The 12966-nt window shown below is 59.9% G+C and carries 15 protein-coding genes; 8 read left to right on the top strand and 7 right to left on the bottom strand.

The genetic code is table 11. The features are described 5' to 3' along the window. The first annotated feature begins 96 nt into the window (after positions 1-96). The 6 genes from J7416_RS08775 to J7416_RS08750 all read left to right on the top strand — a co-directional run bounded on the left by J7416_RS08775 (position 97) and on the right by J7416_RS08750 (position 4451). The gene (locus J7416_RS08775) at positions 97-525 is read left to right on the top strand and encodes a hypothetical protein (RefSeq protein WP_209224334.1); all 429 of its coding nucleotides are present in this window, start codon (positions 97-99) and stop codon (positions 523-525) included. After that, positions 522-1187, top strand: a complete 666-nt coding sequence (locus tag J7416_RS08770; RefSeq protein ID WP_209224333.1) for a MotA/TolQ/ExbB proton channel family protein — start codon at positions 522-524, stop codon at positions 1185-1187. Before J7416_RS08775 ends, J7416_RS08770 begins: the two co-directional genes overlap by 4 nt. After that, positions 1180-1545, top strand: a complete 366-nt coding sequence (locus J7416_RS08765; protein WP_247744178.1) for a biopolymer transporter ExbD — start codon at positions 1180-1182, stop codon at positions 1543-1545. The genes J7416_RS08770 and J7416_RS08765 overlap by 8 nt, the downstream gene beginning before the upstream one ends. Beyond that, positions 1542-1919, top strand: a complete 378-nt coding sequence (locus tag J7416_RS08760; RefSeq protein WP_209224332.1) for a biopolymer transporter ExbD — start codon at positions 1542-1544, stop codon at positions 1917-1919. The genes J7416_RS08765 and J7416_RS08760 overlap by 4 nt, the downstream gene beginning before the upstream one ends. Beyond that, entirely contained in the window at positions 1916-3058 is a 1143-nt protein-coding gene (locus J7416_RS08755; protein WP_209224331.1) for an energy transducer TonB, read from the top strand. Before J7416_RS08760 ends, J7416_RS08755 begins: the two co-directional genes overlap by 4 nt. Before the next feature lie 379 nt (positions 3059-3437). After that, entirely contained in the window at positions 3438-4451 is a 1014-nt protein-coding gene (locus J7416_RS08750) for a porin (protein WP_209224330.1), read from the top strand. A 54-nt stretch (positions 4452-4505) separates the two neighbouring features. Here the strand turns inward: J7416_RS08750 and J7416_RS08745 are convergent, their stop codons facing one another. Genes J7416_RS08745 through J7416_RS08725 form a run of 5 tightly spaced genes read right to left on the bottom strand, consistent with a single transcriptional unit; the run spans position 4506 to position 8712 of the window. After that, positions 4506-5048 carry a DUF3833 domain-containing protein gene (locus J7416_RS08745; protein WP_209224329.1) on the bottom strand — a complete coding sequence of 181 codons (543 nt, stop codon included), beginning with the start codon at positions 5046-5048 and terminating at the stop codon, positions 4506-4508. Continuing rightward, on the bottom strand, positions 5045-5662 hold the full coding sequence (locus J7416_RS08740; protein WP_209224328.1) for a DUF3833 domain-containing protein: 618 nt from the start codon (positions 5660-5662) through the stop codon (positions 5045-5047). The genes J7416_RS08745 and J7416_RS08740 overlap by 4 nt, the downstream gene beginning before the upstream one ends. Further along, positions 5659-6882 (bottom strand): MFS transporter, encoded by a 1224-nt coding sequence (locus J7416_RS08735; RefSeq protein WP_209224327.1) that lies wholly within the window; start codon positions 6880-6882, stop codon positions 5659-5661. Before J7416_RS08735 ends, J7416_RS08740 begins: the two co-directional genes overlap by 4 nt. Next, positions 6882-7361, bottom strand: a complete 480-nt coding sequence (locus tag J7416_RS08730; protein WP_348540258.1) for a hypothetical protein — start codon at positions 7359-7361, stop codon at positions 6882-6884. The genes J7416_RS08735 and J7416_RS08730 overlap by 1 nt, the downstream gene beginning before the upstream one ends. 19 nt (positions 7362-7380) lie before the next feature. Then, positions 7381-8712 (bottom strand): FAD-dependent oxidoreductase, encoded by a 1332-nt coding sequence (locus J7416_RS08725; protein WP_209224325.1) that lies wholly within the window; start codon positions 8710-8712, stop codon positions 7381-7383. Between the two features lie 229 nt (positions 8713-8941). Here J7416_RS08725 and J7416_RS08720 point away from each other — a divergent pair, with 229 nt between their 5' ends. Beyond that, the gene (locus J7416_RS08720; protein ID WP_209224324.1) at positions 8942-9667 is read left to right on the top strand and encodes an SDR family NAD(P)-dependent oxidoreductase; all 726 of its coding nucleotides are present in this window, start codon (positions 8942-8944) and stop codon (positions 9665-9667) included. 17 nt (positions 9668-9684) lie between these two features. On the opposite strand, the gene J7416_RS08715 is transcribed toward J7416_RS08720, so the two are convergent. Further along, positions 9685-11337 carry a DUF6504 family protein gene (locus J7416_RS08715; protein ID WP_209224323.1) on the bottom strand — a complete coding sequence of 551 codons (1653 nt, stop codon included), beginning with the start codon at positions 11335-11337 and terminating at the stop codon, positions 9685-9687. A gap of 61 nt (positions 11338-11398) precedes the next feature. Beyond that, positions 11399-11686, bottom strand: a complete 288-nt coding sequence (locus tag J7416_RS08710; protein ID WP_209224322.1) for an I78 family peptidase inhibitor — start codon at positions 11684-11686, stop codon at positions 11399-11401. 130 nt (positions 11687-11816) lie between these two features. On the opposite strand from J7416_RS08710, the gene J7416_RS08705 reads away from it, so the two are divergent. Next, entirely contained in the window at positions 11817-12929 is a 1113-nt protein-coding gene (locus J7416_RS08705; protein WP_170453530.1) for an S-(hydroxymethyl)glutathione dehydrogenase/class III alcohol dehydrogenase, read from the top strand. Positions 12930-12966: the final 37 nt, after the last annotated feature.

Here is a 12966-nt window from a genome sequence, read left to right as displayed (position 1 = left end):
CCCTTTCGCCTGTCCCCCGCAGCGATTATGTCTAACGGAACGCCAGCGGAGCTTCGCCGGCCTTGATGTCCGCGTTGAACAAACGGGAGCGCGCCAATGTTGTTTCTCCGCCCAGTTTTTGCTGTTCTGTCACTTTGTGCTCTGCCCGTCGTGGCCGTGGCGCAATCCGAGGCTGTGGGTGGCCTTCAGGTCGAGTTGAATACCGCTCAGGATGTGGGCTCGTCTTGTCGCCTGACCTTTGTGGTCGACAACCAAACCGGAACGGCCATCGACGAAGCCAGTTTTGAAACAGTGATTTTTGATGCCTCCGGCAGTGTGGTGAGCTTCTCGCTTTTCAATTTCCGTGATCTTCCTGCTGATCGCCTTCGGGTGCGCCAATTCGATTTGCCGGGCATGGCCTGCAGCTCGGTCGGTCGCGCGCTGATTAATGGCACCAACACCTGCACCGTGGCCGGTGAGGACAGTTCGATATGTGAGGACGGGTTGAAACTGCAAAGTCGTACAGATGTGGAGTTGATCGGATGAGCCCCTTTGACGCCTTGCGCGAAATCCTGGATCTGGGCGGGCCGGTCGTTGCCATCCTGATCGCAATGTCGGTGGTGACCCTGTCGGTCACGCTTTATAAGTTCTGGCAGTTTGCGGCGTCTGGCGTCGGGCGGCACCGGGTCCTGTCCGAAGCGCTGGCCGCCTGGGATGCAGGTGACGCTCAGACCGCTCGTGCGCGCCTGGCCCAAAGCCGCAGCTACTTGGCCCCGCTGGTTCAGGTCGCGATGGAGGCACCTGATACACCTGGTTTGGATCAACGGCTGGATGCCGAGGCCGGTCTGGCGCTGGCCGGTCTGGAACGCGGGTTCCGCCTGTTGGATACCGTGGCCCAGCTTGCGCCGTTGCTTGGGTTGTTCGGAACTGTTCTGGGGATGATCGAGGCATTTCAGAGCCTGCAATCGGCAGGCTCGTCTGTTGATCCGTCGCTGCTGGCGGGTGGGATCTGGGTGGCGCTTTTGACGACCGCCGTGGGGCTGGCCGTGGCAATGCCGACCTCGATGGTCTTGTCATGGTTCGAGAGCCGCACCGCGCGCGAACGGGTTTTTGCGGACAAGGCGCTGCGGACCATTTTGGTGCCGGGTCAGGCCGTTCCGCAGGCGGATGATGGCCGGGCCATGGCGGCCGCGCCTGGACATGCGTAACGCGGCACCCTTTGTCAGACGTCCGATGTCGATGACGCCGCTCATCGACGTGATCTTTCTGCTGTTGCTGTTCTTCATGCTGTCCTCGACGTTTTCGAAATACGGTGAGATCGAGCTGAGCAATGCGGTTGGCGGCAGTGCCAGCTCGGACACGCCGGCCGAGCGGTTGTTTTTGCAGCTGGGCACCGAGCGGCTGGTGCTGAACGGGCAACCCGTGTCCCTGAGCGATCTTGAGACGCAGTTGGAAACAGGTCAGGTTTTGGTCAGTCTCGACCCGGACACGACCGCTCAGCGTGTTATCGATGTGCTGGTCCGTCTGCGCGGACGCGAAGGGCTTAGCGTTCTGGTGCTGGAATGATCAGGTACAGGCGGCCCAAACGCAAACGCGACTCGACGATTGCGCTGATCAATGTCGTGTTCCTGATGCTTATTTTTTTCCTGCTGACCGGCACGCTGGCACCGCCGCTGGATCCTGACCTTGAACTGGTGAACACGGCCGAGCTTGAAGGCCGCGAACCGCCGGACGCCCTGATCCTGCATGCGGATGGCACGCTGAGTTTTCGCGGCACACCAACCGACCCCGAAACCCATATGCAGGGACGCGGCTCAGAGGCCGTACGGATTGTCCCCGACCGGAACGCCCCCGGACCTCGGCTGATTGAGGTGACTGGGGCGTTGCGCCGTCTGGGCGCCACATCGGTCTTGGTCGTGACCGAGAAGGCCCTGGAATGATCCGGCGGTCGGCCTTTATTGCAGCGGTCGCCATTCTGGTGTCGTTGATCCTGCACCTTATGGGGTTAAGCTTTACCGCTCCGCGCCCTGCCAGCGATCTGTCCGGCCCCACGGGGACTGAGTCCGTCGAGCTGAGCACGACGTTCGAAGACCTGGCCGAGGTTATCGCCGATCCGGTTGAGCCTGAGCCGGCCGAAGAACCGGAACCGCCGCTGGAAACGCCACCCGAAGAGCCCGAGATCCCGGTTAGCGAGGCGCTCGTGGCCTCGGATAACCCCGAGCAGGTGTCTGCGCCCGATCTTGGTGAGGCGGAAATCGTCGATCCGGTGGTCACCGAACCGGTCGAACCGGACGTGTTAGAGACCGAAAATACCTCCGAGGGCGCGGCCGTCGCCAGTGATGAGGCCGAAGAAACCCCCGAGGTGGAACCGGAAACTGTGACGGAGTTGCCCGAAGGCAACCCTGAAGCAGATGTTACCCAACCCGAGGTCGCAACCGAGGTCCAACCGGTAACCCCCGAGCCGCAGGAGCTGGCGGCACTGCCGGTTGCACCCGCACCCGAAACCGCGATTCCGGTCGTTCCGCTGGAAACTGAGGCGATTGATCCGGAGAGCCCCGAAGCTTCGACAGAACCCGCGCCCGACGCCGCGACAGATGGGACCGAACTGGCGGTAACGTCCTCGATCCGACCCCAACGTCCAGAACGCCAACCGGTGCCTGAACGCAGAGGCGTGCAGGGCGGCGCGCGGGATTTCAGCGCATTGCAATTCCCATCCGAAGAGGTCGAGTCGCCCCTCTATGCTTACAGACGTGAAGGTCTGGATGCGTTTTCAACGGGCAACAGCGGCAGCCGTTCGGGCGGGCGCGGACCCGGAAACTCGGACACGACCAACTATGCCGGTGAGGTTCTGGTCCATCTGAACCGGGCTCCGGTGGTCTTTGTGTCGGCTCGCGGGTTCGCAAAGGTGTTTTTTGAGATCAACCCGGATGGCACCTTGGCCTGGGTTGATATCGTGGACAGCTCTGGATCGGCCGAAGTTGACCGCGCTGCCCGTGCGCAGGTGCAGGCGGCCTCGCCATTTCCGCTGCCGCCAGGGGGTGTCAGTCGCAAGCTGTCCTTCTTCTATACCAGCAACTGACCAGCGGGTTGCATACGCCAATTCGTGCTTAAAAATAAGGCCTTTGAGCGGAATTTCGCCTGAATCACCGGGCAAAATCGATCGTACCGTGAGCCACCGTTTTGCTGGATTTGCCGACATGTAAAAAATTTGGCATTTAAAGGGGTGTCGTCGCATTTCTGTGATCAAATCTTTGTAACGAAACACAGCTGACTACGAAATACACGTAATTACTTAAGAATTTGGATACCTGCTGTTTTTCTGCATTTGCAAAGATGCCACAAGTATCAGTTTGATCCAATTGAAATCCGGCGAAACAATTGCAAACGCTCGGAAATTGTCCGAATAGGCCCGCAGTCGCCTTGGCGGCTGCACTCCTCTCAAAACTTATGGGTTTACCATGAAAAAACTTCTCATTGCATCGACGGCTCTGGTCGCAACTGCAAGCGTTGCTGCAGCTGACGTCCGCTTCAGCGGCTACGGTCGTTTTGGTATCGGTTACGAAGAAGACCGCACCGGAACCGTAACGAACATCGACACCGCTACCGGTACAACTGGTACCGCGACCGTTGACACCGACAACACCATCCTGGTCTCGCGTTTCCGCCTGAACATCGATGGCACCGCCGAAACCGATGGCGGCGTTGAGTTTCAGGCCCGCGTTCGTCTGCAGGCTGACGACAACTCTGGCAATGGTGAGCAGGAACGCGCCGGTCTGAACGGCGCGCGTTTCTCGGTCATCTACGGTGGTCTGCGTGTTGACGCGGGCAACGTTGCTGGTTCCTTCGACAACCTGGCAAACTACTTCGGTAATGAGCCCGGTCTGGAAGAGTTCCTGGGTCAGTATTCGGGCGTGAACTACGAGTTCCTCGAGTACACCTCGACCGGTTCGGGTGCCAACGCTGTGTTCTTCCAGTACGCAGTCGGCGACTTCGCCTTTGGCGCGTCGTATGACCAAGCGACTTTCGCAGTCGACGGTGTTCCGCAGGATGGCGACCGTTGGGACGTTAGCGCAACCTACACCTTCAACAACATCACCGCTGCTCTGGCCTATGGTGAAACCAAAGCATCTGTGAACAGCGCCAGCGAAAAACAGTCGCTGACCGTTCTGACCCTGGGTGCGGAATTCGGTGACTTCTCGGGTACTTTGTTCGTCGCAGACGATGACGTTGTGAACGACGCCGAGAACGGCACTGCATACGGTCTGTCGCTGGCCTATAACCTTGGCGCTGCGACCACCCTGCAGTTTGCTTACGGTGACGGTTCGGCTGACGAAGACGAGCGCAACATCGGTGTCGGCGTTATCTACGATCTGGGCGGCGGTGCATCGCTGCGCGGTGGTGTCGGCGAAATCAAAACGGGTGATGCCGACGGCCGCATCCGCGCTGACTTTGGTGCGCAGTTCAACTTCTAAGTTGATCGGGACCTGAGTTTTCAAAGGGCGGGCCACAAGGTCCGCCCTTTTTTGTTACTTCTTTTCGAAGAACAAAATGACCTCACCCAGCCGGACGCCAAAGCGCGAGACATAGGCCCGGTTCAGCAAGCGGTCATCCTCTAGCAGCCACATCCAGTCGTCAAAGTTGACCCGCATGGTGCCTTCTTTCACAGGCAGGTCAATTTTGTACTTCCAGTTGAACGTATCGCCGCGTTCGACGCCGCTGGCCGTGCCCAGAACGCCGGGGGCGGTACCGGTCCAGGTATCCTCGCCAGTTTTGGTCAGGGTCCAGATTCGCTGTTCCGTAGCGCCGTCATCATAGACAAAATCTTCGACCAGGGTCAGCGTTTCACCATCCCATGTGCCGTCGATATCCACCGTGAAGCGGCGCGGAACATTACCCAGCACGTCCTGGAACTGGCCATAGGCAACTGTTTTGCCCTCGAAGAACTCTTCCAGGTTCAACTGCCGATCTGACAGGAACGTCTTTGGAACACGCGGCTTAGCCGAGCAGGCGGTCAGAACAGCAAGGCCAGCGATCCCAAGCCCCGCGATAAGAAACCGACGCCGCATCATTGTATCGGCCTTTGCTCGGCATCCGCATCGTACCCATTCGCACCACTGACATGGGCGGACTGTACTTCGGGCGCGGGGCGCATCGTGGCGATCAGTTCCGCGACTTTGATGCCGAATTTGCGCATTTCGGACCTGTTCATGATCACGCCGTTTTCGGTGAGGTACATCCAGTCCGTGACGTCCAAGGTATGGCCACCAGCGTCTTCGGGCAGGATGATCCGATAGGTCAGCTTGACGGTCGATCCCGATATTGTGCCTTTACCTTCGCCGACAATGTCATCCGCCGTTGCGGTGAAGGTATTGCCGGAGCCCAGTGTCAGGTACCATTTGCGGGTCATCTGTTTGCCGTTGGAATAGGTGAAGTACTCGGCCAGCGTGCCGGTGTTGCCGTCCCATTCGCCCACCATACGGGCGACAAAGCTGTTCGACATCTTTCCGTTGGGCCCATAGATCAGCCCTTCGGACAGGATCTCTCCGTTCAAGGCCTCTTTCATCTTAAATGTGGGCCCGGTGCCGGTGTAATCGGACGGCGATTGCGAGCGAAAGCTCAGAAACCGGTTCTTGGCCACAAACACGGCAAGGGTGGCGAGCAGTATTACAACAAGCGTTTTCATTTGGCTGAGACCTCCGTGGGCAGCGTCAGGACCATGCCGAACGCGCCGAGTTTCAGGATGCAGGGCAGCACCGCATAGGCCAGGTTGAGTGTATCCAGGGCTTGTGCAGAGTTTGTCTGTCCGGGCGTAAACCCGCTGCGTTCCAGCAGGGGCAGAGTGAAAAAGGCAGCGAGCGCAAGGCCCAGCTTGCCGGCAAAAGACCAAAACCCAAATGCGGCCGATGCGTTCAGGCCGGCACGGGTCAAAACGACCGAGAACATGGCGGGCAGGACCACCATGTCGGCCCCCAAGGCCGCGCCCGAGGCGAGGCAGATCAGGGCAAAGCCCAACAGCTCGCCCGCGGGCAACAGTGCGGCCCCGATGAAGCTGGCGATCGACAAGGGCATAGCGATAATCAGAGTCTGTTTCGGGCCAATTCGATTACTGAGGCGCGCCCAGAGCGGCACGCTGGCCCCTGCACTCAGGAAGAACAGGATCAGCAACGGGCCAGCTTTGCCGGGCAATTGCAGCCGGTCTTCGACAAAGAACAGAAACAGGGTCGAGGTGATGGCCACCGGAAGGCTGTTCACCAACGCCAGAGCCAGCAGGCGCAGCGCCCCGGCTTGCCCTAACCCGGCAAAGGACAAACCGTCACCGGTGATCGGCGTGCGCCGCCACATTGGAAAGGTCAGCGCAATGGTCACGACGGACAGAACGCCCAGGAACAGCCCGAATGCGGGATATCCTTGTGCACCCGCCCCCAAGGCCACGAACAATGCCGGGGCGCTGGCGGCAATGACAACGCCCGCCAACTGGCCGCCTTCTCGGAACGCCGCCAGTGTCATCAGCTCTTTGGCGTCAGCCTTTTTGGCCAGCGTGGCACTGCGGCCGTATAGCAGGATGGTCCCAAGACTGTAGGCAGAGAACAGCAGGATCAGGATCAGGATCAGCGAGGTTACGCTTGCACCTTCGGGCAAGGCAAAGAGCAGCGGAAAGCCCACCGCAAGACCCAGCGCAGCAAGCGCGGCGAACAGCAACTGGCCAGCCGGCCAGCGGTCTATCGCCCAACCAATCAACGGGTCTTGCACCAGGTCCACCAGCCGGATCACCAACAACACGGTGCCGATCACCCCAAGGCTGATCCCTAGGTTGACCGCTGCAAAACGCGGCAGGTGGATATACAGAGGAATACCCGCCGCAGCGAGCATCAGCGCATAAAGGCTGACCCTGGGATACAGCATCACTGGCCCTTCAACTGCCGGGTAAAGCTGGCCGACCGTGTGTTGTCGCCAAGAAAGATCGACATGAACGTCTTTTTTACGCCGGGACTCGACAAGGTGCAGGTCTTTCGCCCATTGCGCCAGAAACCAACCTTGTTCGGCCCCTCAGACACCGCCAGATAGCTGTCGCCTTTGCCGACAGTTTGAAAACATGACTCTAACTGGGCCTGCGTCATTCCGCTGTTGCCCTGTCGCGTCATCTCATCCAGCGTCGATTCAACCAGCGCTTTCTGTTTGATGTTGCGCCTGTAGGTCAGCTGCAGGCCAAAGTCTTCGCTCCAGCTGAATGGCGCACCGCCGGGTGTGTACAGCTTGGCATCATAGATTGGCAGGCCAAGATAGCGGAACGTCGCGGTTCCGCGCAGTTCGGCGTTCGGCAGTTGGGTCGCCACCGTGGATGCAGCCAGGCCTCCGGGGGCCAGCAGCATCACTGTCAACACCGCTGCGCTCCACAGGGAATTACTCGGCCGGGACAGGGATGGCCGGGTCTTTTGCAAGATTGCCATTGTCAGCTCCGATCGTTTGCGGGGTGCCCTTCAACCGCTCGACAACATGCATCGCGCTGGCAATCCCGTCTTCGTGAAAACCATGCCGGTTGTATGCACCAGCAAACCAGGTGTTGTTCTGTCCCTGCATCCCGCGGATTTGTCCCTGTGCTTTCAGGGCCGCGTGATCGAATACCGGATGCGCGAATTCGACCTCGTCATAGATTTTGTCTTCGGGAATCTGCGCCTGAGTGTTCAGCGTCACAAACATCGGATCGCTGTCCGGAATGTTCTGCAGGCGGTTCATCCAATAGGTCACACCAACGTTTCCGGCCTGCGAGCGATAGGTCCAGCTGGACCAGCAGGCCCGCCGTTTCGGCATCTGACCCGGATCGCAATGCAATACGGCTTTGTTGGGTTGATACTTGATCGCGCCAAGGGCGGCTTTTTCCTCGTCCGTGGCGCTGTCGCCCAGAATGGCCAGTGCCTGGTCTGAATGGGTGGCCAGAATGATCTCGTCATAAAGATCCGCCTGACCCTCGCTGTGGACAGTGACGCCCAGACTGTCCCGGTGAATGTGCTGTACCGGAGAGGCCACGCGGATTTCACACCCACGGGCGCGCAATGCCGCCTCGATCCGGCGGACATATTCGATGCTGCCGCCTTTGACTGTCCACCATTGATGTTGCTTTGACCGATCTCCGGCCAGCAAGGCGTGGTTCTGGAAGAACTGCACCAGCGAGCGGGCCGGGAAACGGTCGATGAATTCCACCGGCGTGGACCAGATCGCGCCGCACATCGGCATCAGATAGTTGTGGCGGAACCAATGGCCCAATCGCAGCTGATCAATCAGCTCACCGATTGTGGTTTCGTCGTCCTTGGCGGCTTGCGGGGCCTCTTTGCCAAAGCGCAGGATGTCCGAAATCATCTTGTAATAGGCCGGACGCATCAGGTTACGCTTTTGCGCTGTCAGGGTGCGCAGATTGTTCAGGCCATATTCAAGACGACCGTCATCGATCGTGGCACCAAAGCTCATTTCGCTTTTAATGACGGGGACGTTCAGTTCGTCGAAAAGCTTGGTCAGGTGGGGATAGGTTGAATAGTTAAACACGATAAACCCGGTATCGACCGGTTGATCGCCATTCTTGCCCGCCATCACCGTCCGGGCGTGTCCCCCAAGCCGAGGTTCGGCCTCATAGACTGTTACATCGTTGTTTTCTGATAGGTAGTAAGCTGCGGATAGACCTGAAATGCCTGCACCTACAATTGCGATTTTCTTGCGTACGCCCCGCGGTTCGTCGAACATGTGATCCTCTTAGTGCGACATTTTAAAAGGATTACGCAGCAACGCCGACTGCGGATCAATCACGTTTGATTATTTTTTTCATTGCCCTAGCTGGTTTAGATTAACCTGAGTTAAATGTTGCGCTGACGTGATCCAGCTGCGTATCCGGTTCGTAAAACCTCCAGAACCTATTAAGGAAAACGAAACCAAAACCGGGCTTGCTATACCCGGCGTCCCGGATACCCCACGCATGAGCAGTTTTGACGGAAAAACCTATTGGATCATCGGTGCCAGCGAAGGGCTGGGCCGGTGTCTGGCCGAAGCGCTCAGCCGTCAGGGGGCCAGTCTTATTCTGTCGGCGCGCAATGCGGCGCGGTTGGCCGAGATCTGCGAAGCATTGCCGAATACGCGTGCTGTCCCCTTTGACGTTACCGATCTGGATGCTGTGCGTAGTGCGGTGGCAGAGGTCGGAGCGGTGGACGGGCTGGTTTATAACGCTGGTGCTTATGAGCCGATGAAATCGGCTGACTGGGATACCGATGCCGTGCTGTCCATGACCGACGTGAACTATCTTGGTGCGCTGCGTGTCTTGGGCGAAACGGTGCCCGGGCTCGTGCGCGCGGGTCGGGGGGACATTACGCTGATCGGGTCACTGTCCGGCTATCGTGGTTTACCCGCGGCTGTTGGCTATGCGGCCAGCAAGGCGGCGCTGGTGTCGCTAGCCGAGACGATGCGGTTTGATCTGGCCGGTACCGGCGTGACCGTTCGGATCGTCAATCCCGGCTTCATCAAGACCCGGCTGACCGAGAAAAACAACTTCAAGATGCCCATGCTGATGACGCCCGAAGATGCGGCGGATCGGGTGCTCAAGGCGATGTCGCGCCGTCGGTTCCGTACCGATTTCCCGGCCCCGTTTTCCTGGGTGGTCCGATTACTCGATTACCTGCCGGATTGGTTGGTGTATCGCGGAAAATAGTCTCTACTTAGGCGATTTTAACCAAACTGCCCCTGACAGAACCAACCAGCCGACATGGTGCCGCCGTGGCCGTAGAACAGCCATAGCCGCTCTCCCTGTTCCGTCACCACCACCCAGTAATCGCGTACGCCGCTGCGCCAGTTGGGGTCGTCCAGCCACCATTCCGGGGCGATGCGTTCCGGGCCGGTGGCCTGCGCCAACTGCCAGTCGCGCCCGCGCCAGCGAAAGGCGGCGGGTACATCGGGGGTTTCAGGGGCCATCACAGGTTCGGGTTGCCACATCTGCAAAGGGCGCGGGCGCGGCGGAGCGGGCCAGTCGCGCGCCGGTTCCGACCAAGCTGCTGCCAGCGTCTGCGCCGTTTTCTCGGGGATGTGTGAGGCCGCTGGATGACGCCGCGTGATCGCATCCAGTCCAACCCGCGCGCCCAGCTTGCCGATCAGGTCTTCGACGGCGGTATTGCCCTCCAGCCGCTCGCGGGCCACGCGGCGTGCCTCGGCATGACCGGCTACGGTGCGGGCGTGGATGGGTTCGGTTTGTACCGCCTCAAGTCGCAGCATATCGATGCCATAGCCCGCATCGATCTTGTCAATTTTCATCTCTAATAAAGGCCGAATGCGGTGTTTGTCATAGGTTGGACGAGCCAGGCCGACCTCGATGACCTCGGCAGCCTGATCGGCGCGATGCGCCTCGAGCCGCAGAGTGCGGACGCCGCGCGCCTTCTCTTCCAGCTTCGCACAAAGCGTTGGTAGCACGCGATCAACAGCGGCCATCACGTCTTCGATCAAACCGATCGGATTGGGCAGGGTCATGCGCACTGCAAAGTGATGCGGGGGACGGGCAGGGGAAACCGGTTCAGGTGCGCTACCCATGGCCTGATCCAGTCGCAGCACCAGCCCGCGCCCAAACCGCCGCGCCAGAGAGGCACGCGGCTGGCCCAGAAGATCGCCGATCCGGCGCAGGCCCAGACGGTTCAGTTGCGCGACGACCTGATCCTCAAGCCGCAGCGCCGCGATGGGCAGGGGGCTGAGCGCGCCATAAGACTGCCCCGGCGCAGCAATGCGCGCACCACCGCCTAGGGCCATCACTTGTGGCGCGGCCCCGCCCTTGGTCCAATGCCGCCGTTTAGAGGCCCGGGCGCGGGTGGCGCGGGCCTCCTGACTGATGGCGTCGCCGTTGCGGTCGGACGTGGCCTCTTGCCCCGCATAGCGGGCCAATGCCCAGGCGGCCCCCAACGTGTCGGCAATGCCCATCTGCACGCTGAGACCCATATCAGCGCAATCGGTTTCGATCACGCTCAGCAGCGGTTCTTCCCCACCGAACAGATGGGCGCAGCCCGACAGGTCGACGACCAGCCCATCCGGGGCCTCTTCGGCGACCCAGGGGCTGAACTTGCCCGCCCAGCGACGCAGCGCGGTCAGGAACGCCGCCTCGGCCGGGGCGTTGCGGTGGCGGGTAATCAGGGACGCGCACATGGCATGGGCATCGCGCACAGGCTGACCCACACGCAGCCCGGCGGTCTGCGCGTCCACATTCAGCGAAGTGATCACTTGCATGTTCGACTGTTCGGCAACCACGGCCAAAGGACCACTGTGCAGCCCCCGCGCAGCGCGGATCAGCCGTTCAGCCCCCAGACGGGGGAACCATAGCGAGAGTATTCGGCGTTTTGGCATCGGCAGACATCAAAATGTTCCTATTTTGTTCTTATCCGAGAATCAGCGCCCGAGTCCACGCTTACCCGCAGGTCAGGCGCTGAATGATCCCCGAACCGGTCACATAAACGTTCAGCCGGTCGATGCGATAATCCTGCGTGGCGATGTCATCGGGGCCCAGCACGCGCGACCGTTCCGGCAGTTGAGCCTGGATGGTCGACACCGGTTGGCCAATTGAATCGGCAAAGGCTTCGCCCTGACAAAATGCCAGATCAACCGGGGCGGCGTCCGTCGATGCCAGAGTCTCGACCGGCGCAGTTGTCTCGGCGCAGGCTGCCAGCAGGACCAGAGCGGGAATAAATCGGAACATTGGCGTTTCTCCTTCTGACAGTGTCGTTACTGCAATATCAAATAATTAGCCAACCTGTCACCAAAGCGCAGTTGAAAACGCTCTGTAATTGACGCAGGGTCGGAACAAAGAAGACAGGGAGACAACGACCATGCGTACCCGTGCCGCCGTCGCCGTTCAGGCGGGCAAACCTTTGGAAGTGATGGATGTGAACCTCGAAGGCCCCAAGGCGGGCGAGGTTCTGGTCGAGATCAAAGCAACCGGCATTTGCCACACCGATGAGTTCACTCTGTCGGGTGCCGACCCCGAAGGCCTGTTTCCGGCCATTCTGGGGCACGAAGGCGCAGGCGTCGTGGTCGAGGTCGGCCCGGGCGTGACCAGCCTGAAGCCGGGCGATCACGTGATCCCGCTTTACACTCCGGAGTGTCGCGAGTGTGAATACTGTCTGCACCCCAAGACCAACCTGTGTCAGGCGATCCGTGAAACGCAGGGCAAAGGCCTGATGCCGGACGGCACATCGCGCTTTTCGACGCTGGATGGTGATCCGATCCTGCACTACATGGGCTGCTCGACCTTCTCGAATCACACGGTTCTGCCTGAAATCGCGCTGGCCAAAGTGCGTGAGGACGCACCGTTCGACAAGATTTGCTATATCGGCTGCGGCGTGACTACCGGTATCGGTGCGGTGATCAACACTGCCAAGGTCGAGATCGGCAGCCGCGCCATTGTCTTCGGTCTGGGTGGCATCGGCCTGAACGTCATTCAGGGTCTGCGTCTGGCCGGCGCTGATCAAATCGTTGGCGTCGACCTGAACCCGGCCAAGGTCGAGATGGCCACCAAGTTTGGCATGACCGACTTTGTGAACCCCAAAGAGGTCGAAGGTGATCTGGTGCCCTATCTGGTCAACCTGACCAAAGGCGGTGCGGACTATACGTTCGATGCCACCGGCAATGTTGGCGTGATGCGCGACGCGCTGGAATCGGCACATAAGGGCTGGGGTGAATCGATCATCATCGGCGTGGCCCCTGCCGGTGCCGAAATCTCGACCCGTCCATTCCAACTGGTCACCGGTCGGTCATGGCGCGGCACGGCCTTTGGTGGCGCGCGCGGCCGGACCGATGTGCCCAAGATCGTTGACTGGTACATGGACGGCAAGATCGAGATCGACCCGATGATCACCCACACCATGGGGCTGGACGATATCAACCACGGGTTCGACCTGATGCATAAGGGTGAGAGCATCCGCTCGGTGGTCGTTTACTGACCAAACAGGCTCTACATCGGAGCAAACAGATTGAGCG

This window comes from Ruegeria sp. R14_0 (assembly GCF_017743975.1).
In the GTDB taxonomy this organism is placed as follows: Bacteria; Pseudomonadota; Alphaproteobacteria; order Rhodobacterales; family Rhodobacteraceae; genus Ruegeria.
The sequence above is the reverse complement of the archived record's forward strand: the minus strand, read 5'-3'. Positions and strand labels throughout refer to the sequence as shown.